The 24,707-nt window shown below is 46.1% G+C and carries 26 protein-coding genes and 1 pseudogene; 13 read left to right on the plus strand and 14 right to left on the minus strand.

Going from position 1 to position 24,707, the window contains the following annotated elements:
* Positions 1-9: 9 nt before the first annotated feature.
* From KJS52_RS02220 to KJS52_RS02235, 4 genes are all read right to left on the minus strand, one after another.
* The gene (locus KJS52_RS02220) at positions 10-954 is read right to left on the minus strand and encodes an ABC transporter permease (RefSeq protein WP_213512996.1); all 945 of its coding nucleotides are present in this window, start codon (positions 952-954) and stop codon (positions 10-12) included.
* 76 nt (positions 955-1,030) lie between these two features.
* The gene (locus KJS52_RS02225) at positions 1,031-2,665 is read right to left on the minus strand and encodes an ABC transporter substrate-binding protein (RefSeq protein WP_213512997.1); all 1,635 of its coding nucleotides are present in this window, start codon (positions 2,663-2,665) and stop codon (positions 1,031-1,033) included.
* 110 nt (positions 2,666-2,775) lie between these two features.
* Positions 2,776-3,969 (minus strand): amidohydrolase, encoded by a 1,194-nt coding sequence (locus KJS52_RS02230; protein WP_213512998.1) that lies wholly within the window; start codon positions 3,967-3,969, stop codon positions 2,776-2,778.
* 39 nt (positions 3,970-4,008) lie between these two features.
* Positions 4,009-4,665 carry a carboxymuconolactone decarboxylase family protein gene (locus tag KJS52_RS02235; protein WP_213512999.1) on the minus strand — a complete coding sequence of 219 codons (657 nt, stop codon included), beginning with the start codon at positions 4,663-4,665 and terminating at the stop codon, positions 4,009-4,011.
* A gap of 157 nt (positions 4,666-4,822) precedes the next feature.
* Here KJS52_RS02235 and KJS52_RS02240 point away from each other — a divergent pair, with 157 nt between their 5' ends.
* The 3 genes from KJS52_RS02240 to KJS52_RS02250 all read left to right on the plus strand — a co-directional run bounded on the left by KJS52_RS02240 (position 4,823) and on the right by KJS52_RS02250 (position 7,828).
* Positions 4,823-5,710, plus strand: coding sequence for a LysR family transcriptional regulator (locus tag KJS52_RS02240; RefSeq protein ID WP_213513000.1), 888 nt, complete (start codon positions 4,823-4,825; stop codon positions 5,708-5,710).
* Between the two features lie 135 nt (positions 5,711-5,845).
* Positions 5,846-7,207 carry an LLM class flavin-dependent oxidoreductase gene (locus tag KJS52_RS02245; protein ID WP_213513001.1) on the plus strand — a complete coding sequence of 454 codons (1,362 nt, stop codon included), beginning with the start codon at positions 5,846-5,848 and terminating at the stop codon, positions 7,205-7,207.
* Between the two features lie 81 nt (positions 7,208-7,288).
* Positions 7,289-7,828 (plus strand): NADPH-dependent FMN reductase, encoded by a 540-nt coding sequence (locus tag KJS52_RS02250; protein WP_213513002.1) that lies wholly within the window; start codon positions 7,289-7,291, stop codon positions 7,826-7,828.
* 148 nt (positions 7,829-7,976) lie between these two features.
* Here the strand turns inward: KJS52_RS02250 and KJS52_RS02255 are convergent, their stop codons facing one another.
* The gene (locus KJS52_RS02255; RefSeq protein WP_213513003.1) at positions 7,977-8,966 is read right to left on the minus strand and encodes a glycoside hydrolase family 43 protein; all 990 of its coding nucleotides are present in this window, start codon (positions 8,964-8,966) and stop codon (positions 7,977-7,979) included.
* A 217-nt stretch (positions 8,967-9,183) separates the two neighbouring features.
* Between KJS52_RS02255 and KJS52_RS02260 the strand changes: the two genes are divergently transcribed.
* The gene (locus KJS52_RS02260; protein WP_213513004.1) at positions 9,184-9,501 is read left to right on the plus strand and encodes a PadR family transcriptional regulator; all 318 of its coding nucleotides are present in this window, start codon (positions 9,184-9,186) and stop codon (positions 9,499-9,501) included.
* On the plus strand, positions 9,488-10,057 hold the full coding sequence (locus tag KJS52_RS02265) for a DUF2812 domain-containing protein (RefSeq protein WP_213513005.1): 570 nt from the start codon (positions 9,488-9,490) through the stop codon (positions 10,055-10,057). Before KJS52_RS02260 ends, KJS52_RS02265 begins: the two co-directional genes overlap by 14 nt.
* Positions 10,058-10,141: 84 nt before the next feature.
* On the opposite strand, the gene crcB is transcribed toward KJS52_RS02265, so the two are convergent.
* Positions 10,142-10,519, minus strand: a complete 378-nt coding sequence (crcB, locus tag KJS52_RS02270) for a fluoride efflux transporter CrcB (RefSeq protein ID WP_213513006.1) — start codon at positions 10,517-10,519, stop codon at positions 10,142-10,144.
* A 441-nt stretch (positions 10,520-10,960) separates the two neighbouring features.
* The gene (locus tag KJS52_RS02275; RefSeq protein ID WP_213513007.1) at positions 10,961-11,338 is read right to left on the minus strand and encodes a fluoride efflux transporter FluC; all 378 of its coding nucleotides are present in this window, start codon (positions 11,336-11,338) and stop codon (positions 10,961-10,963) included.
* 141 nt (positions 11,339-11,479) lie between these two features.
* Between KJS52_RS02275 and KJS52_RS27615 the strand changes: the two genes are divergently transcribed.
* From KJS52_RS27615 to cydS, 4 genes are read left to right on the plus strand one after another with little or no spacing between them, the layout of a single operon-like run.
* Positions 11,480-11,602: a hypothetical protein gene (locus tag KJS52_RS27615; RefSeq protein ID WP_281425536.1), complete on the plus strand. Its 123-nt coding sequence runs from the start codon at positions 11,480-11,482 to the stop codon at positions 11,600-11,602.
* Positions 11,603-11,614: 12 nt separating this feature from the next.
* Positions 11,615-12,952, plus strand: a complete 1,338-nt coding sequence (locus KJS52_RS02280; protein WP_213513008.1) for a cytochrome ubiquinol oxidase subunit I — start codon at positions 11,615-11,617, stop codon at positions 12,950-12,952.
* An 11-nt stretch (positions 12,953-12,963) separates the two neighbouring features.
* Positions 12,964-13,995, plus strand: coding sequence for a cytochrome d ubiquinol oxidase subunit II (locus KJS52_RS02285; protein ID WP_213513009.1), 1,032 nt, complete (start codon positions 12,964-12,966; stop codon positions 13,993-13,995).
* Positions 13,982-14,101, plus strand: coding sequence for a cytochrome bd oxidase small subunit CydS family protein (gene cydS / locus KJS52_RS27960; protein ID WP_444980910.1), 120 nt, complete (start codon positions 13,982-13,984; stop codon positions 14,099-14,101). The genes KJS52_RS02285 and cydS overlap by 14 nt, the downstream gene beginning before the upstream one ends.
* 59 nt (positions 14,102-14,160) lie before the next feature.
* Here cydS and KJS52_RS02290 read toward each other — a convergent pair whose 3' ends face one another.
* Positions 14,161-15,060: a hypothetical protein gene (locus KJS52_RS02290; RefSeq protein WP_213513010.1), complete on the minus strand. Its 900-nt coding sequence runs from the start codon at positions 15,058-15,060 to the stop codon at positions 14,161-14,163.
* A 125-nt stretch (positions 15,061-15,185) separates the two neighbouring features.
* On the opposite strand from KJS52_RS02290, the gene KJS52_RS02295 reads away from it, so the two are divergent.
* Positions 15,186-16,127 carry a zinc-binding dehydrogenase gene (locus KJS52_RS02295; protein WP_213513011.1) on the plus strand — a complete coding sequence of 314 codons (942 nt, stop codon included), beginning with the start codon at positions 15,186-15,188 and terminating at the stop codon, positions 16,125-16,127.
* Between the two features lie 162 nt (positions 16,128-16,289).
* Here KJS52_RS02295 and KJS52_RS02300 read toward each other — a convergent pair whose 3' ends face one another.
* Together KJS52_RS02300 and KJS52_RS02305 are read right to left on the minus strand one after the other, a co-directional pair.
* The gene (locus KJS52_RS02300) at positions 16,290-16,478 is read right to left on the minus strand and encodes a hypothetical protein (RefSeq protein ID WP_213513012.1); all 189 of its coding nucleotides are present in this window, start codon (positions 16,476-16,478) and stop codon (positions 16,290-16,292) included.
* Positions 16,479-16,851: 373 nt separating this feature from the next.
* Positions 16,852-17,946 carry a metallophosphoesterase gene (locus KJS52_RS02305; protein WP_246563063.1) on the minus strand — a complete coding sequence of 365 codons (1,095 nt, stop codon included), beginning with the start codon at positions 17,944-17,946 and terminating at the stop codon, positions 16,852-16,854.
* A 79-nt stretch (positions 17,947-18,025) separates the two neighbouring features.
* Here KJS52_RS02305 and KJS52_RS02310 point away from each other — a divergent pair, with 79 nt between their 5' ends.
* On the plus strand, positions 18,026-18,439 hold the full coding sequence (locus tag KJS52_RS02310) for a thiol-disulfide oxidoreductase DCC family protein (protein ID WP_213513013.1): 414 nt from the start codon (positions 18,026-18,028) through the stop codon (positions 18,437-18,439).
* Here KJS52_RS02310 and KJS52_RS02315 read toward each other — a convergent pair.
* From KJS52_RS02315 to KJS52_RS02325, 3 genes are all read right to left on the minus strand, one after another.
* Positions 18,417-19,337 (minus strand): tyrosine-type recombinase/integrase, encoded by a 921-nt coding sequence (locus KJS52_RS02315; protein ID WP_213513014.1) that lies wholly within the window; start codon positions 19,335-19,337, stop codon positions 18,417-18,419. The two genes, KJS52_RS02310 and KJS52_RS02315, sit on opposite strands and share 23 nt — an antisense overlap.
* Positions 19,338-19,590: 253 nt before the next feature.
* Positions 19,591-20,631 (minus strand): alpha/beta fold hydrolase, encoded by a 1,041-nt coding sequence (locus tag KJS52_RS02320; protein ID WP_246563065.1) that lies wholly within the window; start codon positions 20,629-20,631, stop codon positions 19,591-19,593.
* 82 nt (positions 20,632-20,713) lie between these two features.
* The gene (locus tag KJS52_RS02325; RefSeq protein WP_213513015.1) at positions 20,714-22,561 is read right to left on the minus strand and encodes a cellulase family glycosylhydrolase; all 1,848 of its coding nucleotides are present in this window, start codon (positions 22,559-22,561) and stop codon (positions 20,714-20,716) included.
* A 128-nt stretch (positions 22,562-22,689) separates the two neighbouring features.
* Here KJS52_RS02325 and KJS52_RS02330 point away from each other — a divergent pair, with 128 nt between their 5' ends.
* Entirely contained in the window at positions 22,690-22,941 is a 252-nt protein-coding gene (locus tag KJS52_RS02330; protein WP_213513016.1) for an AbrB/MazE/SpoVT family DNA-binding domain-containing protein, read from the plus strand.
* A 149-nt stretch (positions 22,942-23,090) separates the two neighbouring features.
* Positions 23,091-23,384 (plus strand): annotated as a pseudogene (locus KJS52_RS27865) (type II toxin-antitoxin system VapC family toxin); the annotation flags it as partial.
* A gap of 107 nt (positions 23,385-23,491) precedes the next feature.
* Here the strand turns inward: KJS52_RS27865 and KJS52_RS02340 are convergent.
* Positions 23,492-24,406 (minus strand): alpha/beta hydrolase, encoded by a 915-nt coding sequence (locus KJS52_RS02340; RefSeq protein WP_213513017.1) that lies wholly within the window; start codon positions 24,404-24,406, stop codon positions 23,492-23,494.
* Positions 24,407-24,707 lie beyond the last annotated feature (301 nt).

Genomic DNA, 24,707 nt, shown 5'->3' on the forward strand with positions numbered 1-24,707 from the left:
CATCTCCTTTTATTCCAGTCTCACTCTTGGATCGGCGACTACGTACAGCAGATCGACGATTAAATTGACAGCCACGTATAGAAATGCAATAAACAGTACAATGCCTTGAATAACAGCGTAATCTCTGCGCGCAACAGAATGGACGAGCAGTTGGCCTAGTCCTGGAATGTTGAACACTGTTTCGATTACCGCTGCCCCTGCCAGCAACGTCCCAAATGCGCCGCCTGTTACGGTAATGATCGGAATTAACGCATTGCGCAAAACATGCTTGTAAATGACGCGATGCTCGCTGACGCCCTTTGCGCGTGCTGTTTTTACATAAGACTGATTCATGACCTCCAGCATGGAGGAGCGCACCATGCGTGCAATGATGGCGCCCATAAGCGGGCTTAAAGAGACGGCGGGCAAAATGAGATGCTTAAGATAACTCCATACTCCATCCTGCAGACTTGCATAGCCTGATACAGGCAGCCACTTTAGTTTGACGGCAAACAGCAAAACAAGAAATAAGCTGAGTAAAAAGCCAGGGATTGCCATGCCAAGCAAGGAAAAGGCTGTCAGAAGCTTGTCCGCCAGCCCCCCTTGGTGCTTTGCCGCAGCAATGCCTAGCGGAATTGCTGTGCACAGGCTGAGCAGCAGCGCTAAAACAGCCAGAGAAAAGGTTGGCCCTGCATGCTCGCCGATTGCGGCCATCACACTTTTTCCAAGGAAATAGGACTCGCCAAAATTCCCTTGCAAAGCGCCTGATATCCAGTTGATGTATTGTGGTAAGACTGGCTGATTCAGTCCCATTTGCTCGCGAACCTGCTGAATTGTCGCTTCATCTGCGCCGTCTCCCAGCATGACCCGCGCAGGATCGCCAGGAATAAGATAGATAATGATAAAGACAATGACTGACATAATGAACAGGGTAGGCACTAATGCCAGCAACCGCTTCAACACATAGATGGCCATCGATTCCTCTCCTTCCTATGACGCTTGGCTCGTCAATTGTTTATCTTTATATCAAATAAGACTATTAAGGCTATGATCAGCTTTTCTTATATACCTTTGTGTTGGACAGGTTCGGAATGCCATATAACGTGGTGACGCCTTGCAAATTGCTGCGGATTGCTTTGTATCTATAGGTATCTCCGATCTTCACATTGCCTAAATACTCCCAAACATATGCTTGCAGCTCATCGTTGGCTTCTTTAATCTCCTCATCTGTTAGAGCAGCGGTTGCTTTTTTCAGCAGCTCAGCCAGCTTAGCGTCCTCCGCAAAGCCATAGGAAGGGTTCAAGTAAAGCAGCTGTGAAGGTGTTGAAGGGACGATGAACGGACCAAGATAGATATCCCAAGCTGTTGCATCGGCACGCTTGGTCAGCATTGTCGCATAATCATAAATATCCAGCTGCGTTTTTACGCCGATCGCTTCCAACTGTGCTTGCAGCATCAGGCTAGCGTTATAAAAGCTCCCCGTGTCCTTCGTTGTCAGCAGTCTCACAACCTCACCGTTATAGCCTGCTTCCGCCAGCAAACGCTTTGCTTCCTCCGGATTGCTTTGGTTGTAAGCTTCACTGCCTGCCTCACTGTACCATTTTGCATTTTCTTCATACATATAGCTCGGGTTCAAGCGATACAAGTCAGGCGTTGAAGTAATACCAAGCAGGATTTCCTCTGCATTAACTAGCGCGGCCACCGCCTGGCGATAGGCTATATCTGAGAACAGCGGCGATTTTTTATTGAAAATCAAATTGAAATCAGTAGAAAGATCCTTAACCAGCTCAATGCTGTCGTCATTTTCTACAAGCGGCAAGTTGTCAATGCTAACATCTACATAGTCAAAGTCTCCCGCGAGGAAAGAAGAGAAACGCGTTGCATTATCGAGTGCCAGCGTGAAGTAAATATCGTTCACTAGCGCTTCGCGCTTGCCTGCAAAGCCGTCAGACTCACCATCAGGAGATTGATAGTTTTCAAATTTGGAGACATGAATATATTGATCTGCTTTCCATTCGACAAGCTTGAACGGGCCTGTGCCGATATATTCCTTCACACCGTCCGGGCCTGCCGACTCAACAACTTCTTTGGGCATAATCGCCGCAAAATTCAACACATGGCTAAGCTGTGCCAGCGTATCATTTTTTGGCTCGTTCAGATTCAGGACAACGGTGTAATCATCTTGCGCCTCGAATTCTGATTCGCCAAAGGAGCTTTTGGCGCGCGGGGCAAGCTCCTTCCATCGGTTCAAGGAAGCAGCAGCATCCTCTGCCTTCAGCTCCTTGCCATTATGGAAAGTTATGCCTTGACGCAAATGAAAAACATAATTTTTGCCGTCCTCGCTTACTTCGTAGCTTTCCGCCAGACTTGGCACTGGCTCGTAGCTGGAATTGAATGAAAACAAGCCTTCAAACACATTTAGTACCACTGTCGAATTGCTTCCTCCCAGCGATAGATGAGGATCGAGTGTCGGAATGGATTGATCCAACGGGAATTTCAATTCGGTTGCAAGCTCCTTCCCTTCATTGGCATCGACCACATTAGCATCGGCTGATGCTGCATCTGTCGGACCAGGGCTTGAGATGTTGCTGTTATTTGTGCCGTTGGCTGCATTGCTCGAGCAGCCTGTCAGCAGCAGAACGAATATTAAAAATGCAATAGTCCATTTGCTGGAATGATGGTTCATGTTAGTACCCTCCTGTAATCATACTATTCCAATGAAAATAATAAGAATTAAAGTTAATATATCCTAATTGTTGTCGTTTGTATATCTTGACTTTTGCATAAGGCTTCGCATCAGTGCTCTTGCTTGTGCAGTAGCTTGCGTCCTAGCTCAATAAACAGCAGCGTGCCGATTTCTAAAGCTTGTTCATCTATGTTGAATTTGGAGTGATGATGCGGATAGTGAATGCCTGACTGCAGGTTGCCAGCGCCAACATTGAAAAAAGCGCCAGGCACGATCTGCTGGTAAGCTGAAAAATCCTCGCCGCTCATGCCAGGAGGACTGTGTTGGATCGCTTCCTCCCCAAGCAGCTCGCCGGCGGTGCTTTCGACTAGCGCTGTTACCTGATCATCATTTACGACAGGATGATAGCCGTACACATAATGCAACTCGGCTTTAGCGCCATGTGCGCTGGCGATCCCGTCAATCAAGGCTTGGATTTGCTTTGGAGCCTGTTCGCGCACCGCGCTGCTGAAGCTGCGCACGGTCCCTTTAATGGTCGCTTTATCCGGGATTACGTTGTGAGATGCTCCAGCCGTAAATTGTGTAATCGACACGACAAGTTTCTCCAGTGGATTTGTCATGCGCGATACGATATGCTGCAAGCCTGTTACAATTTGCGCCCCGGTCGTAATCGGGTCAATCGCAGTATGAGGAAAGCCAGCATGCCCGCCAGCGCCATGCACGGTTATTGTAAAGTTGTCGGGTGAAGCCGCCATTTCTCCATATACGATGCCGATCTTCCCAACTGGCAGTTGGCTCGCCAGATGCAGCCCGATTATAAGCTCTACCCCATCAAGCACGTTTGCTGCAACTAGCTGTTCCGCCCCGCCTGGAGGCAGCTCTTCTGCATGCTGGAATATGAACACAATTTCTCCATGCAGCAGATGCTTGCTTTCGCTCAATGCTTTTGCGGCCGCGAGCAGTATTGCAGTATGACCATCGTGGCCGCAAGCGTGCATTACGCCTTCATGCTGCGAGGCATATGGCAGCTCCGTTTCCTCCTTGATTGGCAACGCATCAATATCGGCGCGGAAGGCGATTTTCCGGCCGGGATGCGCTCCTTTAAGCTTCGCCACCACACTAGTAGCGGTTGGCGAGCTGATTTCAAAGCCGTTGAAGCTTGCTAATGTTTCCCTTATAAACTGGGCTGTACGGTGCTCCTCGAAGCTTAATTCAGGGTATTGGTGCAGCTGTCTTCTCCATGCCACTACCTCGCTTTTCACCCATGTCGGCAATTGTGTCAGTGCTGCTGACAGCTTGTTCATACAAGCCACTTCCTTTCTTTCTTGCAATCTGGTTTCCGTTCAGGATCGTTCATATGCCTCCAAGGCGTTCACGCGATGGGCCAATGCCGATCCTGCTTTTAGTGCAGTCGCAACTAAAATCGTTTCCGTTATTTCTTGAAGAGTAATGCCTTCCTCTTTCGCCTTCTGTGTAAAAAGCTCAAGGCTGTATGGATTGCCTGTAATATGAGCTGAGCCTACAGCAATCAGCAGCTTTTCCTTGGCAGAAACGAGCTTGGGCTTCAGTGCAGTATTGACATACGCTGCAAACAAAGTGTATTGCTCCTCATTCGTCTCCTCCAGCTTTTCAATGAGCTGCAGATTGCTGCGTGGATAAAGCTCGTCCCCTGCGCTTCCAGCGTAAGCATTCCAAGCATTGCTTGCATTATAGAAGGTAGAATGGGCGCTGACAGCTGTTGCAACAATAATCGCTTCAAGCAGCTCCTGGAATTCCGCATTTTCTCCTTTCGCTTTGCCAACATGCGCTTCTATGCAATAAGGGCAGCCTGTGATATGTGCGGCAGCAACTGCGATCAGCTCCTTCGTTTTAACTGATAGTGCTCCTGCGCCCAAGGCATGCTTGTTAAACTCGCCAAAAGCTTGGAATGATTCTGGTGCCAGCTCAACAAGCTTTGCGGAAAAGCTGGGTGATTTTCTCGTATAAAGACTGTTTGACATGTAATAACCCTCCAATATGAATGATAGACTTTTGAATCTTGTGTATTCCTAGTGTTTTAATAGGATATATTTGATATAATAATGAAAAATCTTTGAGTTGTATAATTGAAAAATTTAAATTCTGAATTTAATAATCTTTAAGAGAGGAAGCAACAGCATGGAAATCCGCTTAATTAAAACGTTTGATGCCATCGTAAAATATGGGAATTTTCAACGAGCTGCAGAAGTGCTGCAGTATTCCCAGCCTACGGTTACCTTTCAAATAAAAAAGCTTGAGGATGAACTGGGCTTCAAGCTATTTGAACGCGGCAAAACCATTTCATTAACGAATGCTGGTCGCTTGTTCCATGAGCGCACACGCAAGCTGCTAAAGGAATATGATGAGCTTAATGTTGTACTACATGACTATATAAATGGAGATGCCGGCTTTGTAAGAATTGGCGCCTCGGAGCCGACTGCCAGCAGCAGACTGCCTGCCATATTACGGTCCTTCACCGAAAAAAAGCCGAATGTGCAGGTTCAGGTCAGAATTCAGACGACGAAGGAATTGATCCGCATGCTGCTAGAGGACGAAATCGATATCGCAGTTTGCAATCATAATGATAGTCATATAGATTTGACTTACATTCCTCTATTGAAGGAGACGTTTGTACTGCTGCTGCCTGAAGATCATTTGCTTAGCAAGCAAGAGAATGTCAGCTTGAAGGAGCTCAGCGGCGAGACCTTTTTGCTGACGCCTGGAACATGCTACTTTCGAATGAAGATTGAAGAAATAATTAGCAATAAAATTGGCGAGCTGCAGCGCAGTCCGATTGTCGTGGACGGAATTACAGTGCTCAAGCATTTTGTTCAAGCTGGCATGGGAATTTCGCTTGCTCCCAAGGTCATGGTGACAGACGGCTTGCGAGGCGTAGTGGCAAAACCGATCAACGGTCTGATAGAAGGTCCGCAGCTTAGCATCATGACCCGCAAAGCTCCTAAAAATAAAATTACTGAGGAATTGATAGAGGAAATCAAACGGTATGCAGCAACGTATGAGGCTTGAACAGCCAGCAGCATTTAATATTTTTAAATTCGTCCTTTATATTTTTCAATTGTACAGCCTGCGCATGATTCGCTATGCTATTAAAAACGTCTATTCCGATAGGAAAAATATATTTTGGAAGGATTGAACGTAATCATGCCAGACAAAAAACAATTGCATTTGGGTTTATTCGATATTCATACGCCTAACCAAATGACGCAAGGACTATGGGCACATCCGGATAATCAAAGCTATCGCTATAAGGAGCTGCAGTATTGGATTGAACTCGTGCAGCTTCTGGAGAAAGGAAAGTTCGATTTTATCTTTTTTGCCGATTCATATGGATACCCGGACTTGCAACGAGAGCTTGCTTATCGTGAGGCGGTTTATACGCCCTCCAACGATCCTATGCTGGCGATTAGCGCCCTGGCTGCTGCAACGAAGCATCTAGCATTTGTATCTACAGCTTCGCCAACCTACGAGCAGCCATTTGCCCATGCACGCCGCTTTACGACGCTGGATCATTTGACAAACGGAAGAATTGGCTGGAATGTTGTGGCGACAGGCGCTGCGAGCGGAGCCAAGGCATTTGGCAGAGAAGAAGCTCTATCCCATGAAGATCGTTATGAGCAGGCTGAAGAGTTTCTAGATGTGAGCTACAGGCTGTTTGAAGCAAGCTGGGAGAATGAAGCGGTAACTGTCAATAAAGCGAAGCGCTTTTATGCCGATGCAGCCAAAATTCATGAGATTCAGCATCATGGCAAGTACTTTAAAATGACGGCTGCTCATGCTTGTGAGCCCTCTGTTCAGCGCACGCCGGTCATTTTCCAAGCTGGCAGCTCCGAACGAGGCCGCGATTTTGCAGCAAAGCATGCGGAAGGAATTTTTTTGAAGGCTCCTACAAAGGTAGCTTTAAAGAAGCAGGTCGATGATATTCGAGCGAGAGCTATTAAGCATGGGCGCCAGCCGGAGGATATTAAAATTTTTTCTGGTCTTTCCGCTATTGTGGCCGATACTGAACAGGCAGCCAAAGAAAAGCTGGCGCACTATCAAGCCTACAGCAGCAGAGATGCCGCCCTGCTCACCTACTACTCTTCGACTGGCATAGACCTGAAGGAGCTTGATCCGAATGCGCCTTTCCAGGCTGTCAACTCAGAAAAAGGAAAGTCTCATACCGAACGCTATACGAGACATGCCGAGCATGTGCTTACTGTGCAGCAGGTAATCGACGATTTTGCAGCTAAGGAATTTCGCGGAATTCGAATTGCAGGAACAGCACAGCAGATTGCCGATGAAATGGAAAGCTGGATGTTGGAAACTGGCATTGACGGCTTTAATCTTGAGCGCTACATTATGCCCGGTACGGTAGCTGATTTCGTTGAATTGGTCGTGCCTGAGCTGCAGGCGAGAGGGCTTTATCGTACTGAATATGCAGAGCAAACGTTACGCGAGCGCTTATTCGGCAAAGGAAAAACAAGGCTGCCAGAGCAGCACCCTGCTGCACGATATCGAAACTAGGAAGCTTAACATTCTCTATTTGTATATTCTCCCTCCTTTTCCACCATACTAAAAATAAAACAGCTTAGTTGGAGGTACAGGATGTCAGATTTAAAAATAGGGATTATTTTAGGCAGTACCCGTGAAGGACGAGTAAGCCCGCAGGTTGGCGACTGGGTGAAATCAATTGCAGATCAACGCGGCGACGCGCAATATGAAATTGTCGACATTAAGGATTATCGCCTGCCTCTGCTGGGCGAGGCTGATGCATCCGACCAGGCTGGACGCTGGAATGCGAAGCTGTCTGAGCTGGATGGCTTTGTATTTATCGTATCCGAGTACAACCATAGCATTAGCGGCGCTTTGAAAAATGCGCTTGATTATGCGCGTGAAGCTTGGCATAACAAGGCTGCAGGCATTGTCAGCTACGGCTCAGTTGGCGGAGCGCGCGCTGCCGAGCATTTGCGCGGCATTTTAGGCGAGCTGCAAATAGCTGACGTACGCGTTCATCCGGCCCTTTCTTTGTTTACAGATTTCGTAAATGGTACAGAGTTCAAGCCGCAGGAGCTGCATTTGACAAATCTCAATGGCATGCTCGATCAATTGCTAAGCTGGAGCAAGGCGCTTAAAACGATCCGTTAAGGCTTGTTCAGGTGGCGTAGAATGCTCCCCCTTGCATAGTTAGTAAATCAAAACGGTCCATTATGCCCTGTAATGAAAATAAGACGGAAAGCAATTTTCCGTCTTATTTCTATTAGGAAGCCCCTATATGCGATAATTGTTTCTTCGACTATTCCTGATCGCCATACGGCTTAATTGTCACGATCGTTCCGTCTTCGTTGTATTTAAGCTCAGTAAATTTAATACAGCGCTTATGGTTAACGCCTTCTGATAATGAGCTGTCATGATAGAATAAGTACCATTTATCCTTGAACTCCACGATCGAATGATGCGTTGTCCAGCCGATGACCGGCTCAAGAATTCTGCCTTTGTAAACGAATGGGCCTGTAGGCGAATCACTTATAGCGTATACAAGGTAATGTGTTGAGCCTGTAGAATAGCTTAAATAGTATTTGCCGTTATACTTATGCATCCAAGGCCCTTCAAAGTAGCGTCTTTCCTCGTCACCAGCAAGCAGCGGATTTCCGTCCTCGTCTACAATGCTGATTTCTTGCGGCGCTGACTTGAAGCCAAGCATATCATCGTTCAATTCCGCCACCATTGGTCCAAGCGCAGGTCCGTTTACATCTGGGTCTGGAGCATCGGCTACAAATTCTCCTGTTTGCCATTTTTCCAGCTGGCCGCCCCATAGGCCGCCAAAATACATGTACGCGCGATCATCCTCGTCAACAAAAACAGCCGGATCGATCGAGAAGCTGCCTTCAATATAGTTGTCCTCAGGTGTAAACGGGCCTTCAGGGTTTTTGCTTGTTGCTACGCCAATGCGGAAAATTCCGTCATGATCGCGTGCAGGGAAATACAAGTAATACGTATCATTTTTTAAAGCGGCATCCGGCGCCCACATCTGCTTGCTTGCCCACTTCACATCGCGAACATGCAGCACCTCGCCATGGTCGACTACTGGCCCATCGACATCATCCATGGAGAACACATGATAATCCTCCATCTTATATTGATCGCCATTGTCATTGTCTGGTCCGTCATGATCGAGATCATGAGATGGGTAAATGTATATCTTGCCATTAAACACGTGTGCAGAAGGATCTGCTGTATAAATATGAGTAACTAATGGTTGGTTAGGCTTTGCTTGATTGGACATGACACTCTCTCCTCTATTCATTTTCATTCGACCGTGCACTAATGATGTACACGCGTTCATTATTGCCTAAAATGGTAGCGTTGTCAATAGATAATCGCAAATCAGTGGCAAATAAGTTTGACAATATAATTTGAAGAAGTGGTTGACTATTCAGTTGAACTGAATTATCTTATTATTAAGTTGAACTATATAGTTGGACTGAATAGAGGTGAGTTTTATGAAGCATAAATTATTACCGTTGTCTGAAACCATGCATTATATTTTATTAGCTCTGCGCGAGCCGCTCCATGGCTATGCCGCTATGCAAAAAATCGAACAGATTAGCAACGGCACGGTTATTTTAGCAGCGGGCACATTATACGGCGCGCTTGAAAACCTGGATAAGCATGGCTGGATTGAGCCTGTTGGAGAGTCAGGTCGAAGAAAGGTTTATATGATCACTGCGGAAGGAAAAGCGATTTTGAAAATGGAGCAAAGCAGGTTAATGCATATTTTATCCCTGTACGAAGGAAGTGAAACGGATGAAGAAATTTAAGATGTTTTTTGATATTGAAAAAGAGGAGCAATGGCTCAATGAGCAATTACAAAAAGGCTATCGCTGTACGAATATAAGCAAATTAGGTATATACACTTTCGAAAAAACAGACAAAAAATATGTGATGCGGCTGGATTATCAGGATTATTTATCAGCGAAAAAGTTTAACGATTACAAAGGGTTATACGAAGATTTCGGCTGGAACTATATAAACGGCTCCTCGCTTGGTGGCATACAATACTGGCAAAAAGAAGCTGATGATCAAATTGAAATTTTCTCGGATCGTCAATCAAAGCGAAATTACTATAAAAGGTGGATGGGTTATTCTTCTGGCTTTACTATCATATTTTTAACTTTTTCTTTTATGATTTACAAGGATTCAGCTTTATATTTAACTGAAGGTCTCTGGAGCATGGAAGGGTCATTATTTTGGAAAGCATTTATATTTGAAACCCCATTTGCCCTTCTGAGGTTGCTTCCTATCATTATGGGCGTATTCTTTGCTAACAGTTTCTATAAAGCCTACCGAAAATATACAATGCTAAAAGAGTTATAATGTGAGAGCTGCACAGGCAGATAGCCGGGAAATGCCCTCGTTTTGATCAAGCTTCTTTTCAAAACGAGGGCATTTTGATTAGCTTTAATTCAAAGCAACCATATGAACGATTACACGTGCGCTAGCAGCCGCCACTATGCCAAGCACAACCGTAGCAAGCAAATACAGGCTGGCTGCGATGATCCGCTTTTTTTGCAGCAGCGAGAAGAGCTCATAGCTGAACGTAGAAAACGTCGTATAGGCGCCCAATAAGCCGGTCCCCAGCAGCTGCCATAGCAGCTCGCCAATAGCATTGAGCTCGTACATGCTCCACAACATGCCAAGCAGCGCCGAGCCTGTCACATTAATAACAAGCGTGGCAAACGGAAAATCCTTGGCTGCGTTCCAACGAATCCGCTGGCCGAAATAAAATCTTAAGCATGCGCCGATCGCGCCCATTGCAGCTATTCCCAACAAAAGCAAGCTCCTCTCCCCCTTTAACATGTTCAAGCTTCGTTGTCGATCAAGCTTCAAGAAGTTAGTCAGCGCTCTGGAGCAAAGCATCTCTCCAGTCGCTTTTTAAATCGTAATGCTCCTTATGTATTTTTTTATGGTAGCATTACGATGTTAAAGGCGACCCACTTTCGTTTTTCGGATGCTTTGCTCCTCCGCTGTAGCTTATTTCTTGTTGAGTATGCTACGAAGTGATCGCATCGTCATCAAAGTCGAACTTTTTGAACTACCACTTCCAATGAAAGTTCAAAAATTCGGCTTTCAGGACCAAGAAGATGGCACGATACTAGAAGGCGAGGAGCGCAGCGTAGGCAAAAGCTACGTGAGCACCGAAGCCTTCGGTAGCGTGACATATTCGCCGTCGAATACGCTACAGAGAAGTTACATCGTCATCAAAGTCGAATTCTTGAACTACCTCTTTAAGAGTGTTGTTAGCAGAATCCCTATTACAGCTGCTACCCCTCCCCCAACTACGCTTCCAAGCACATATAGCCCAGCGATTGCATAGTGGCCAGCCTCGAGCAGCTTGACGACATCTAGCGAAAAGGTGGACATTGTCGTGAAGCCGCCCATCATCCCTGTGCCGAGCAGCCATTTCATTCGCATATGCGCTTCACTGTCAGTCGAAAAGCTGGTAAAAATAACGGCAAGCAGCAGGCTGCCTAAAATATTGATCCATACTATATGAAAGTTATGCTGCAGCGGATAGGCTTGACTAATTATGGCGCGCAAAACGGTGCCTGCCGCTCCCCCTAGAGCTACCCAAACATAAGATTGCAATCCCTTCACCTCTATTATGTAGCATAGTTGTATCTTATCATAAGCTGCAAGGCTTAATGCAGTGAATTTCCTTGAACGGCGGCTGCATGCATAGATTTGGTACGGATTGGCATCATAAGAACGACATCATTTGACAGGAGTGACATGTTTATGAAAGAGCATAATGAGCAGCAAAATCAGCAAAAAATTAAGCGGCAGGAGCGGCGTCTAATTATGACCTGCTTCGTAGTTGGCGGCGTTATGCTGACTGCTCTGCTGCGACATTATTTATAAGGAGCGCTAAGAATGAGCCTGCTCTACACCTATGATCCTGTTATATTCAGTAGATTGTTAACGTCATTAACTTTAGCTTTTCATATTATTTTTGCCACCATTGGCGTAGGCGTTCCGTTGTATATTGGCCTAGCGGAATGGATCGGCATTCGCAAGAAGGACTTCCACTACATCTTGCTGGCCAGGCGTTGGGCGCGCGGCTATGTCATCACCGTCGCGGTCGGCGTTGTTACCGGTACCGCCATCGGGCTTCAGCTTAGCCTGCTCTGGCCGAGCTTTATGCAGGTAGCTGGACATTCGATAGCACTGCCGCTGTTTATGGAGACATTTGCGTTCTTTTTTGAGGCGATATTCCTTGGCATTTACATCTATACATGGGATCGTTTCAAAAATGCAAAGGTTCATCTATTGCTGCTAATCCCGGTCGTTATTGGCTCAGGCGCCTCTGCCCTGTTCATCACGATCGTAAATGCGTTTATGAACTACCCGGTTGGCTTCACTTATGAAAATGGGCTCATTACCGATGTCAATCCGATTCATGCGATGCTAAGTCCGGCGATGCCGAGCAAGGTTGCTCATGTGCTGGACTCCGCCTATTTAACTTGCGGTCTCGTGCTGGCGGCAATTGCAGCCTTTGCCTTGCTGAAAGGACAACATAACACCTATCATCGCAAAGCGTTAAAATTTACGATGGTATGCTCCTTCGTTTTTATGATTGCGACGGCAATTATTGGCGATTTGTCGGGCAAATATTTGGCGCTTTACCAGCCGGAAAAGCTGGCGGCAACGGAATGGCATTTTGAGACGTCCACACATGCACCGCTTATTTTAGGCGGAGTGCTGCAGGAGGATCATACCGTCAAATATGCGCTGGAAATTCCGTACGGCTTAAGCATTCTCGCCTTCAGCAATCCTGCGGCTGAGGTTGTAGGACTTGATCAATTTCCCGAGGAGCACTGGGCTCCGCTATGGGTGCATTACATATTTGATATGAAAATGGGACTGGTCGCAATGCTTGTGCTCATTACCTTCACGTTTATTGTTGAGCTGGCAAGAAAACGAGGCAATATTTATCGCCGCTGGCTGCTCGCGCTTGTAGTCGCCGCCGCGCCGATCGCAATGCTGACAATTGAGCATGGCTGGATTTTTTCCGAGGTTGGCCGCCAGCCGTGGATATTGCGCGGCATTATGAAAACGGCGGAAGGAGCAACGCGCTCCGATCATGTCGATCTCATGCTGGTGCTGTTCTTCCTGCTCTATCTCATATTGGGCGTTTCTGCGGCACGGGTTCTCATGCGCATGTTCAAGAGGAACAAGGTTGAGGATGAGCTGGCGCTATATAAACAGTAGAGGTGTACGCTATGAATTATGAATTGCTGGGCATTACCGTACTTTGGACCTTTCTCTTTGGCTATTTGATTGTTGCTTCGATTGATTTCGGAGCTGGATTTTTTATGTACTACAGCACCATTAGCGGCACTAGGCATTTGATCCATCAAATGATTGAGCGCTATTTGTCGCCAGTATGGGAAGTGACGAATGTGTTTCTCGTCTTCTTCTTCGTCGGGATTATCGGCTTTTTTCCGGATATCGGCTTTTATTTAGGCACTGCGCTGCTTATCCCGGGCAGTATCGCGATTGTTTTGCTAGCGATTCGCGGCTCCTATTACGCCTTTACGTTTTACGGAAAAGCCTCCAGTCCACTATACAATTTGCTTTATGGCGCAAGCGGCTTGTTCATTCCTGCGGCATTGTCCACGGTGTTAACGATTTCCGAAGGCGGCTATATTACTGTAACAGATACGGGACAGGTGCTGTTTCTTGCCAAAAAGCTGTTTACGAGCAGCTATTCCTGGAGTGTGGTGCTGCTCGCGCTGGTGAGCGTGCTTTATATATCCGCGATGTTTCTCAGCTATTATGCGCATAAAGCGTCCGATGCCGGAGCTTATCGTGTGGTGCGCAATTACGCGCTTATTTGGAGTTTGCCTACCTTGCTGAGCAGCCTGCTCGTCTTTATGGCGATCTATTTTCATAATCGCGAGCATTTCAACAATATGCTGGAGCTGTGGTGGATGTTTGCCTTGTCGCTCGTCTGCTTTACAGTTGCAGTTTATTGCGTCTATACGAGCAAGCATTTGGGCTGGTCCTTCGTGTTCGTCATGGCACAGTTCGGCTTCGCCTTCTATGGCTATGGCGCAGCTCATTTGCCGTACATTTTATATCCGTATGTGACCATTTATAACAATTTTACGAATCCAAATATGGCGCTGGCGCTCGTCATTGCCTTTATTCTAGGCTTGGCGCTGTTGCTTCCGTCACTTTATTTGCTGCTTCGATTATTTTTATTCAATACGGATTATGTGAAAGGAAGGCATGGCTATGAACCTCGATAAGTTTTTAGTGCTGGTCTGTCCCTTGCTTGTCATTGTTATTTCAATTGGCCTGCTTATTTTTTGGGGGGCTTTCGGCAATACCGATGAAAAGCCTGAGCGGAAATGAACGAAGCAGCGGCAGGCCATGACTTGATAAATCAAGTGTTAGACTGCCGCTGCTATTATTCAACTAACACTGCCAGTTTCGTTGACAATTGAACAATCAGTTGGACAACCCAGGTTCTCGAAAACTGTGCGGGCGGCAGAATCTACCGGCAGAAAAACTACAATTTGCGGATATAAGCGACTGCCTTCGGAAATCGTAATCTGCCTGTAGCGAACAGGAACAAGCTCGCCAGAGCTTTCCGTTCTGGCCAGTATGGTTTGTATATGATCGCCCACTGCTCCCGTATCCGATACATTCAAATATTCATCCACGTTATACTTATGAGCTCTATCAAACAATTTTTGATACCACGCATCGTGACGTGAGAGCATATGCGCTCTCTTAAAGGCGAGAATCCCGTTTTTCGCGTGCTGCTCCCACTGTTCAAACGAAGATTTGTCGAAAGTAGAGCGGGACCGGATTGGTAAATCAGGATTAAAATGTAGATCGACCCTATTCATTAAACCTTCATATGAACGTTCGTAAGGGAAATCGAACAACCTTCGAAACGGCTCGTTAATCCCCTTGATGTCCTGTGTATGAGTGACGATCATGGCGGGAAAAGCAATGTCCCTCATTGTTTGCTGAGCCCAATCCAATGCAAGCTCCAACGATCTTCCCTCCAATTCTGTTAAAATCGGAAGATAACCGGCTGCAATAAGCAAATCATTACGCTCATCGGATGTACACTCAAGATATTCTGCAATATTTATAATCGTCTGACGATCCGGTATGCGGCGGGTTCGTCCAACCAGCAAATTTTTATACGAAGGAAAAGCCTCGTCGTTTAGCTCTTGTTGGGTAAATCGCTTCAAGGACGGATGTGGTCGGTTAGCAAGCTCTTGCTGGCGTTTCACCCGAAGCGCTTCAATTTCTCCCATTACGATTCTTAGACTGGATTCTGCTATATCTATATCCATCTACTCTCCCCTTCTCTTATTGAAGTGTAATTCTGCACTTGGGCCAAACCATTATTTTAAGTATACTCCTAATTGAAATTGGAAGTCATCAATCGACACACAATTATATAAGGAGGAGAAATCATATGATTCGTACCATTGTAACTGATCCGCTTTCCCCGTCACATTTGGCATTCAAGGAAGTTGATGTCCCGCAGGCCATGCCTTGGGAAGCGCTTGTACAGGTTAAAACCGTCTCCCTCAATCGCGGTGAAGTGAAAGATGCTATGGATCAGGAAGCATCCAGCCGCCCCGGATGGGATTTTGCAGGAATCGTTATCGAGCCTGCCCAAAGCGGTCAAGGTCCGCAAAAAGGGGCCAGAGTTGTTGGTTTGCTGCCGATGGGAGCCTGGAGCGAGCAAGTTGCCGCCCCCGTATCGATGCTGGTCGAAATTCCAGACAAGCTCACTTTTACGGAAGCGGCTACCCTGCCCGTAGCAGGGCTCACGGCTCTTTATGCACTCCGCAAAGGCGGCATGCTGCTAGGCAAACGTGTTTTCATTACAGGTTCTAGCGGTGGGGTTGGGTTGTTCGCCCATCAGCTTGCAGCCCAATCCGGCGCATTCGTTGTAGGTATGGCAAGCACGGAAGAAAAGTCCAAGCTTGTTAAGGAAGCTGGAGCCGACGAAGTGATCATTGGATATTCCGCTGTTTCATCAGCCAGCCAATTTGGACCGTATGATCTGATCATCGATTCAGTTGGCGGCAATACACTTGCGGCGTTGCTGCCACAGTTAGCACCCCAAGGAGTTTGTGTTGCAGTAGGATTTTCTTCTTCCAATACGGCAACGATCGATATGATGAATTTGGTGACCAGCGGAGGAAGAACATTGTACAGCTTCTTTCTTGGTGAGGAACTCACTCGTCATTCAGCTGCAGACGATCTGAGGCTGCTGGCCCAACTGGCCACAGAAAAGCGGTTAATCCCGAGAATTGAAGTAGAGGCGCCTTGGACCCAAATTGGCACCATAGCTCGTAATTTGCTGGAACGGAAATACTCAGGCAAAGTCGTGCTTCATATAGATTGATTGAGTTTGGTTTGCAGCTGTAGAACCAGAATCATGCAAATTGTCTTTGGATATACTTTCAGTTCTAATTCAGTCGCTTTGTACAATACACCGTATTCGCTTTGATGTCTAAAAAACGCGAGCCAGACTAAAAAGTCCAGCTCGCGTTTTTAGGCTTCTCTGCTAGTTGCGCTGCATCCAGAGCAGCGACGCGACCATCGGGATGACGACGATCAACAATACAGCCGCCAAAGCAGCGATAAACAGCCATTTTTTCTTCGTCTTGCTCAGCGACTGAGGATTCGTAATGCCGCATTGCGGACATTGGCTTGCGCCGGCAGTGAGAGGGGTATGGCATGACTTACAATGCATAAAAAAGCTCACCCTTTAGATGTGGTTTAAAAAGCTGGACTTTGATGACGATGTGATTCCGTTGGAGTTTATTCGACGTCGAATATGTCACGCTACCGAAGGCTCCGGTGCTCACGTAGCATTTTACCTACGCTGCGCTCCTCGCCTTCTAGTATCGTGCCATCTTCTTGGTCCTGAAAGCCCAGCTTTTTAAACTTCGATGTTTATTTAATGCCATTAATTACTGGGTCAATCCTATAATAGCGTACCAAGCAGCAGGTTAAGTGTCAATCGCCAGCTTGTTCGCTAATCTGGTGCGAATTTGTCGGGATATTCTACAATTTTAAGCAATGCTTGGTTTGGGAGAATGCTGAAACCGAATTGGTTAATGCCGTTAATTATTGAAATCGATATGAATTTGCACGATTTCGGATTGTGTGCCAATGCGAATTGGCGGTCCCCAGAAGCCGTAGCCGGAGGAGACTATTGTATGCAGTGAGCCTTTTTGCAGATAGCCCCAATCATTTTCAAATAATCGCTGTGTAATCAAGTTTCCCGGCATGATTTGTCCTCTATGTGTATGACCGGCTACTAGCAAGTCAACTCCCGCCTGCTCCGCCTCTGCAAACTCGTAAGGCTGGTGGTCGAGCAAAATAATCGGCATTTGCTGGTCAAGCTCGGCTGCTAACTGAGCCGTTGTTGCACGCTCGCCCTCGGAATAATCCTTGCGGCCAATAATGGCAATTCCATCGTCAATGATGATCGTCTCATCATATAAAATATTAATATTTGACGTTTCAATCGCGGTGATCAGCTCATCCATCTTCCCACGGAACTTATCGTGATTGCCTAGCGAGCCATATACGCCAAGCGGTGCCTCGAGCTGCGACAGAATTGAGAAAATTTGCTTTTTCTCAACGATTTCAAGATCATCGTCAATAATATCTCCTGGAATAATGATTAAATCAGGCTGGAGCGCATTAACTTCCTTTACGAGACGTTTGGCATGGTTAGCACCAGACAAATAGCCAAAATGCGTATCGGAAAACATGACGACGTTCAGGTCCTGCTTATAGCTTTTGTCAATTTTAATCGAGTAGCTATTCACTTTAGGCGTATAGGCCATGTAGCTGCCATACAAAAGCGTTCCAAGCAACAGAACTAGTGTCAATGTCGTGGCAGCTACCCTTATTTTGTTGCGGTCCAGCCTTGTAAAGCGTAAAATGAGCATAATAAGGTGAATCACAGGCAAGATCATGAGCGATAGGCTGAACAAGGCCAGCCAATAGTTGCCGATAATCGTTAGTACAGCCGATCCTCCACCAAATCGTCCTAATATGAACGATACGGACAGCAGCAATAGAATTGCGCTATAGGCAATAAGAAAAATACGATTCCCTTTTATTCCTAAACCACGATAGCCACTCCAGCCTACGTAAAAAACTAATAGTGCGTATACGATTAGCATCATAATAACGGCGAATATCACGAGTTGTAAAACATCCTTTCCTGCCGATTTTGTTTGTGCACAGCCTTGTGCAAGCATTTTATTGAAATGAGGGATTTGCATGAATACAGCCCAGCATGCCAATAAAACGATTCTGCTTTATGACGGGGAATGCTCATTTTGCAACGGTGCTGTGCAATGGATTATTCCACGGGACCCGCATCATCATATCTATTTTGCCGCTCAGCAAGGCGAGCTTGGCCAAGCATTAAGAAAACAATATGGCATTTCCGACGAAATCGATTCACTTGTGTTGGTCGATCGCGGCAAAGCTTATGTCTATTCTGCGGCCGCAATTAAAGCAGCAAAATATTTGCGTCGAGCATGGCCGCTAGTTCAGTTGCTGCTACTCATTCCAGCCTTTATCCGCGATCCAATTTATCGCTATGTAGCCAAGCATCGCTATCAATGGTTCGGCAAGCAGCAAGCGTGCCTGCTGCCAACGCCCGAGATTAGAGCCCGTTATTTGGATTAAGCACCGGCGGCAGATTAATAGAAGCGACAGCCTGCTTTTTCTCTTCATCATGCACATGCGTATAGAGCATCGTCGTTTCGATTGAGGTATGTCCCATCAATTCTTTTACGATTCGAATATCGATCTGGTTTCGCAGCATTAATGTGGCAAAGGAATGACGCAGCTTGTGGCAGCTTAGCTTTAGCCCTTGTAATTCAGCTTGCTCAGCTTTCATCTGCTTAAACATTTCACCAATTATTTTTTGAATTTGCCGTATCGACAGCCTTCTCCCCTTTTGCGAAATGAAAAAAGCATCGTCCTGCTTGCGATATGGCTGCAGCCGCTCTACCTTTACCCGTTTCATATAGGCATTGACCTCTGGTGCGAGCGGAATGTCATTCCATTTGCGTCCTTTGCCCAGCACGGTTATGAGCCCTTTCTCCTCATCGTAGTGTGAGAGATTCAAGCGATGCACCTCGCCGACTCGCAAGCCCGAATAAGCCATCAGCAGCAAAATCGCAATATTGCGGTCACGATATTTGCCGTGAACATAGTTCAGAGTTTGCGATAGCTGGTCTTGCTCCAAATAAATTGGCTTGCGGTTGCGTTCGGTTTTCGACTTTTTAACCTCTTGAGCGGGATTGCTGCTCATCAGCTCAAAATCGAGCATTGCCTTGAAAAAGCTACGCAGTGCTGCCAGGCTTCGATTGCGCGCATGATCGGAAACATGCTGCTTCTCCTGCACGAGGTAGCTGACAATCGTCAGCTTCTTGATTCGATCCAGCTCTATGCCATCCAAATAAGCAAGAAAATTTTGTGCCTCTCGCAAATACTCCTTTTTCGTTGTATCAGAATAGCCAGCCTGCTTCATCCACAGTTGAAAGGCTGTAACAGAATCCTTGTATTGCTCATTCAGCATATTGATGCAGCTCCTTGTTATGATTCAGCTAAAAAATGGTGTATACTGGTAAATCAGCAAACGAAAAATTGACGCATAAGTGTCCATCCTTCAGAAAAAAATCGCTTAAAATCAAAAGTGCGCAAAATATAGATTTTGCGTACTTATTATAGCATGTTGTTGGACCGATATTCCAGCTCATTAAAAACGTTCATTTGCACAAAAATAGCTCCCCCACACCAAAAGGCGTAGAGGGAGCCTTCATAAAGCCACCTTAATGAAGCTCGCTAAATGTCTCATTGAGCCAATCTAAAAATGCATCCTTTTCCTCAAACTGTGGATAATGTGCGGAATGCTCAAATAAAACAAATTCCTTCACTGGCGCCTGCAATTCATCAAAGAACTGCTGTGCAGCTTTTGCAGAGGTCATATAGTCATACTGCCCCATTACAAAATATGTCGGCAGCTCCAGCTGATCTACAAGTGCTGGCAGATGGTGTTCAGCCTCCTCGCGCAGCAAAAGCTCCTGTGTTGCGCCTACACCCAGCAAATATCGAATCACATCAAGCCCGTTATATTCGGGACTCGTTAAAAAACCTACATAGTAGTCCTTATTATCATCGATCAGCCTTGCTGCTCCGCCATATTTGCGAACCAAATCACGCGGCGTATAGCTTTCTCCATTCTCAATGCTTTCACGAAGCTGCTCCAGCCTTTGCACATCCTTCTCATTGCCTGCTGCCGCAGCCTGGGAAAGCGTATAGCTCAAACCATCCATTTCACTAGCTACCGAATCCGCAACTTGACCAATTCCTACATAGGCATGAAATTTGTCAGGGGCTTTTGCCGCAGCCTTGGTCCCAATATACGTGCCAAACGAATGTCCGATCAGCAGCACCTTGGATTGCTGCAGCTCACCCCGCACATAGTCAGTCAGTGCCAGCAGATCCTCCACTAGCACATCCGTTGTTAGCTGGGAATAGTCTTCATTAAACTTATAAGACTTTCCACTTCCGCGCTGATCGTAGTGCACGATGGTATAATGCTTTTCCCATTCCTTCTGGTACTTCCGAACATAAGGGATTTCAGAGCAGCCTGGTCCGCCATGCACAAAAATAATGACAGGATTGCGCTTGTCTTCCCCTCTAATCATAATTTGATGATCAGCTCCGTTGATCATCACCTGCTTATAGAGGCTGATGCTGTTTTCTCCTTTTATCGCAGGAGTCCACGTGGGAAAGAACATAAATAGTACAAGTATGAGGGCCAACGTTAATAACGTCCATTTCGTAATTCTGGCTAGTTTTTTTCGCAATTCGCTTCTCCTTGCAAAGCTTGGCTTTTGCCGCGCTTCTCATTTGTAATGTTCTCTATGTTGGCGCTGCTGGAGCATGCCACTACTTCATCTTTGGCTCAGTACCATAAATGAGCTTACCTTGACTATAAACGGTCATTCGCTTCCACTCCCGATATTCCTTGAAATCCTTCGCGTACGAATAGTCATTGCTCAGCGTAAATGCCGACCAGTCCGCTTTATTCCAGCGCAGCTTAATCTCGCCAGTCGACTGATTAGGCAGCAACTGGCCAGCAAGCTCGTTGAAGCTTAGTTCTATATAATAGTCAGCCTGCTGACGTGCTTTCTCTAAAGCGACTATTTTTGCTTGCACAGCTTCATTGCCCAGTGCGGCATAATCTACATATGCCTGCTGCTCCACTTGCTGCTCAGTATCGGAGGTATACCAGTATCTGATCGTAATATGTTCAAGCGCTAAAGCTTCAGCGCCAGTATTTTTCAGCTGCACGCCGATACGAATGCTGCTGTCCTGCTCTTTGCTCTCGTCGCTGTTTAGCTGAGCCTGCACCTGCAGCGTTTGCAGCTCAGTCGGAGGAGCTGCAGACGAGCCGGATTTTTCTGTACTAAGCTTTTCTTGCAAATCCAATGGCGCTCGCTCCAGCAAACAGCTTACCTGGCCCATTTTACTTGCTGCTCCAGTTACACTCGAGCGATCATTAGCATTTGAACTGTTCCCGGAAGAAGCTGAGGATGACGATCCGTTGCCTGGTGGCTTCTCTCCACTCTTGCCCGGTGAGCTTTCCGCAAGCTGCTTCATTATTGGCTTCAGCATCGCCTGTTTGTCTTTATGCCAGGTGTTCCAATCATCAAGCAGCAAGCCGCCGGTATCACCGCTATTCGGGTTGAGACTCCAATAGGTCCAATATAATTGATTCTCTTGAATATACTGGACAAGCGCATGCTGCCACTTGCCCTCTAGCGAGCTTTTATCTACGGAACGTCCGCCAAATTCGCCTACCAGCACAGGCGCCAGCTTCTGCTTGCTGATGTAGCCCCAATATTTGTCCCATAAAGCCGGCAAATTATTAGGGAAGCTGCGCTCATTGAACCAGGATTGATGGTGCACGCCTGGGCCATAATCATGCGTGGAATAAACGAGGCGGTTGTCAACCTGAAGCTTGACCGGGTACTTTTCCACTCCCATCAAATTACCGCCCCACCAATAGCTGCCTTGCTTGCCTTTTACATTAGATTCCACACCTTCGACAATGATGAGCCAGTCGCTATTCTGCTTCAGGATCGCATTGCCTGCCTTCTGCGCTGCCAGCCGCCAATCGGTTTTGGGATCATTCGTACCCCAGCTTGCCGCACCATGCGGCTCATTATGCAAATCAGCGCCAATCACAATTTGATTGCCTTTATAACGCTTTGCCAGCATCACCCAGTCGTCTATCCAGCGCTGCTCGGAGTATTGATCCGTGTACCAAAGCTCGGACTGCCCGCTTGCACTTGGACGATGCCGATCCAATATAATATGAAAGCCGCGCTCGCCAGCCTGCTCAATAAAATAATCCATAATTTCAATTGGCGTCAGGTTTTTTAAGCTTGGATTTTTATAATAGTCGATACCATTTGCTTGTGAGCCTTTATCAAACATCTGATTACTGTAGGGAAGCCGAATAAGGTTATAGCCCTGCTGCTTCGCCTGATCGAGCATATCCTCCAACTTACGAGTCCATAAGCCATGCGGCGCAAAATTGCTCGTTTCAAATCCAAACCAATTCAAGCCATTCCACACTGCTTCGTTCCCTTCGCTATCTAAAATGCGATTGCCAGATGTGTAATAGTAGCCCTCCTTTGCCGCTTTGGCGTGGGATGGAAAAACAAACAGAGCATTTGCCAGAAGCAGTAATACGATGCAAATGCCGCTTACTTTATAGCTTAGCTTCATAACATTTAAAACCCTCCTATGCTATCCTGGAACAAAAGTTGATTACACGTACTTCTATACTATTGTATATCGGCATGAAGCTGGAAAAAATTCAAATTATATAAGAATTTATTGAGGAGATGATCAATATGGGGCATGTAGTAAAATCGGAAAGTGAAATTCGCACAAGATATCAAATTACTATACCCGAAGAAATACGAACGAAAGCAAAACTTAATATCGGTGACTCATTGCTTTGGCAGTATGATGAAGTCCGGCAAGAAATCATAGTAATGCAGAAACCAAAATCTTTCTCCGACAAATTATGGGGACTTGGAAAAGAAATCTGGGAACAAGAACCGGCAGATGATTATGTTCGCAAGGAGCGAAACGAATGGTAATATCAAATTTTCTCCAAGGTGGTAAGAAAATTGCACTAGACACAAATCTATTCATTTATGTTTTTGAGCAACATTCGGAATTTGGCGAGAAGGCAAAAGCAATATTAGAACAGGTATAAAATGGTTTTGTCTCCGCAGTCGCCTCTTCTGTTTCTTTAACGGAAATCCTGGTTAAACCTATTCGTGAAGGGAATTTATCCTTGGAAAAACAGTACAAATTAATATTATCTCACTTTCCTCACCTTACTATCCTACCGATCGATAACTTGGTTGCAGAACGAGCAGCTTATCTTAGAGGAAAGTATAGTATCAAAACGCCAGATGCACTAATTGTCGCCACTGCTCTAGTAGCTAATGCGGATTTGTTTATAACAAATGATCAACGACTTGAATGTATTAAAGAGATTAACTGTGTATCATTGTCCCATCTCGAACAGCCATAAAAAAGGCCAACTTCAGCTTAGCCTAACTGCATCATAATCATTTGCCGCTATTGGCAGCTGTGCAGCTTGGAAAACCGAGTTGACCTTTCTTATAGTGTAAAAAGATATTATGCTTGTGGCTTGAAGCGCAGCTGCAACCATTGGTGTGCAAGCTCGACCCATTTGGCAGCGGCTGGCTGCAAATGGTCAGCATGTGTGGCCGTTGTTGCATCAGCTAGCGATAAGCCATGCCCGCCTTTTTCAAAAATATGCATCTCATGCGGAATGCGATGCTTGCAAAGCTCCATTGCGAAGCTTAGCGAATGTGCAGTCAGGACAAGATCATCCTCTGAGGTATGCCACAAGAATGAAGGTGGCGTATGCGGTCCTACTTCATGAACAGGGCTCAATTTCTTCAACTCCTCTTCATCCGCTTCCGCATCCCCAAACATCGCTTTGTTGATCATAGCGAATAAATCTTTAAACTTCTCACGTTCCTGCTCTGTCATCATCTGGATTGCCAGCACATTGTCTATTAACGCATAACCAAGCACAAGCGCATTAGGCTTAAACTGCTCATTGGATTCGCCAAGGTGTTCAGCCAAATAAGCTTTATTCCAGTGTACACCGATGCTTGCAGCAAGATGCCCTCCTGCCGAAAAACCTGCAACCGCAATTTGATCTGGATCAATATTCCATTCAGCTGCACGTTTACGAATCGTTGAAATAGCTTTCGCCGCGTCATAAAGCGGCTGAGGGAATTTGACATGCGGATTCGGATTCTCTTCCATCTCTTTCGTAACAGGCGCTTTGCCATGATATGTATTGTAATGCAATACAAAGGTCCGATATCCAAGCGAAGCGAATCGCAATGCTACAGGCTCTGCCTCTCGATCAGAGGTGTAAATATAGCCGCCGCCAGGGAAAATCAATAAAGCAGGTTTGGCATAAGGCTGATATTGATTAGCAACTTCATATGGAATATAAGCTGTCAAAGTAACCTGCGGAAACTCTTCCCATAGCTGAATCGTTTCGATATGCATGACAATCCTCCATCATTTTCATTAGTAATTTACCTCGTCATCAAAGTCCAGCTTTTTAGACTTCCTCATTCCAATCAGGTTTAAAAAGCTGGGCTTTCAGGACCAAGAAGATAGCACGATACTAGAAAGCGAGGAGCGCAGCGTAGACAAACCTACGTGAGCACCTCAAATGTTTTCGCAGAAAACATACTTCGAAAGTATAAGCCTTTCGGTAGCGTGACATATTCGCCGTCGAATCCATTTCGAAGCACCACATCGTCATCAAAGTCCAGCTTTTTAAACGTCCCCATTCCAATCAGGT

Source organism: Paenibacillus montaniterrae, from assembly GCF_018403185.1.
Taxonomy (GTDB): Bacteria; Bacillota; Bacilli; order Paenibacillales; family Paenibacillaceae; genus Pristimantibacillus; species Pristimantibacillus montaniterrae.

Bases quoted from the DNA above. Each gene is read 5' to 3' on its own strand.
- KJS52_RS02220 (WP_213512996.1), bottom strand. From the start codon at position 954: ATGGCCATCTATGTGTTGAAGCGGTTGCTGGCATTAGTGCCTACCCTG.
- KJS52_RS02225 (WP_213512997.1), bottom strand. From the start codon at position 2,665: ATGAACCATCATTCCAGCAAATGGACTATTGCATTTTTAATATTCGTT.
- KJS52_RS02230 (WP_213512998.1), bottom strand. From the start codon at position 3,969: ATGAACAAGCTGTCAGCAGCACTGACACAATTGCCGACATGGGTGAAA.
- KJS52_RS02235 (WP_213512999.1), bottom strand. From the start codon at position 4,665: ATGTCAAACAGTCTTTATACGAGAAAATCACCCAGCTTTTCCGCAAAG.
- KJS52_RS02240 (WP_213513000.1), top strand. From the start codon at position 4,823: ATGGAAATCCGCTTAATTAAAACGTTTGATGCCATCGTAAAATATGGG.
- KJS52_RS02245 (WP_213513001.1), top strand. From the start codon at position 5,846: ATGCCAGACAAAAAACAATTGCATTTGGGTTTATTCGATATTCATACG.
- KJS52_RS02250 (WP_213513002.1), top strand. From the start codon at position 7,289: ATGTCAGATTTAAAAATAGGGATTATTTTAGGCAGTACCCGTGAAGGA.
- KJS52_RS02255 (WP_213513003.1), bottom strand. From the start codon at position 8,966: ATGTCCAATCAAGCAAAGCCTAACCAACCATTAGTTACTCATATTTAT.
- KJS52_RS02260 (WP_213513004.1), top strand. From the start codon at position 9,184: ATGAAGCATAAATTATTACCGTTGTCTGAAACCATGCATTATATTTTA.
- KJS52_RS02265 (WP_213513005.1), top strand. From the start codon at position 9,488: ATGAAGAAATTTAAGATGTTTTTTGATATTGAAAAAGAGGAGCAATGG.
- KJS52_RS27615 (WP_281425536.1), top strand. From the start codon at position 11,480: ATGAAAGAGCATAATGAGCAGCAAAATCAGCAAAAAATTAAGCGGCAG.
- KJS52_RS02280 (WP_213513008.1), top strand. From the start codon at position 11,615: ATGAGCCTGCTCTACACCTATGATCCTGTTATATTCAGTAGATTGTTA.
- KJS52_RS02285 (WP_213513009.1), top strand. From the start codon at position 12,964: ATGAATTATGAATTGCTGGGCATTACCGTACTTTGGACCTTTCTCTTT.
- cydS (WP_444980910.1), top strand. From the start codon at position 13,982: ATGAACCTCGATAAGTTTTTAGTGCTGGTCTGTCCCTTGCTTGTCATT.
- KJS52_RS02290 (WP_213513010.1), bottom strand. From the start codon at position 15,060: ATGGATATAGATATAGCAGAATCCAGTCTAAGAATCGTAATGGGAGAA.
- KJS52_RS02295 (WP_213513011.1), top strand. From the start codon at position 15,186: ATGATTCGTACCATTGTAACTGATCCGCTTTCCCCGTCACATTTGGCA.
- KJS52_RS02300 (WP_213513012.1), bottom strand. From the start codon at position 16,478: ATGCATTGTAAGTCATGCCATACCCCTCTCACTGCCGGCGCAAGCCAA.
- KJS52_RS02310 (WP_213513013.1), top strand. From the start codon at position 18,026: ATGAATACAGCCCAGCATGCCAATAAAACGATTCTGCTTTATGACGGG.
- KJS52_RS02315 (WP_213513014.1), bottom strand. From the start codon at position 19,337: ATGCTGAATGAGCAATACAAGGATTCTGTTACAGCCTTTCAACTGTGG.
- KJS52_RS02325 (WP_213513015.1), bottom strand. From the start codon at position 22,561: ATGAAGCTAAGCTATAAAGTAAGCGGCATTTGCATCGTATTACTGCTT.
- KJS52_RS02330 (WP_213513016.1), top strand. From the start codon at position 22,690: ATGGGGCATGTAGTAAAATCGGAAAGTGAAATTCGCACAAGATATCAA.
- KJS52_RS02340 (WP_213513017.1), bottom strand. From the start codon at position 24,406: ATGCATATCGAAACGATTCAGCTATGGGAAGAGTTTCCGCAGGTTACT.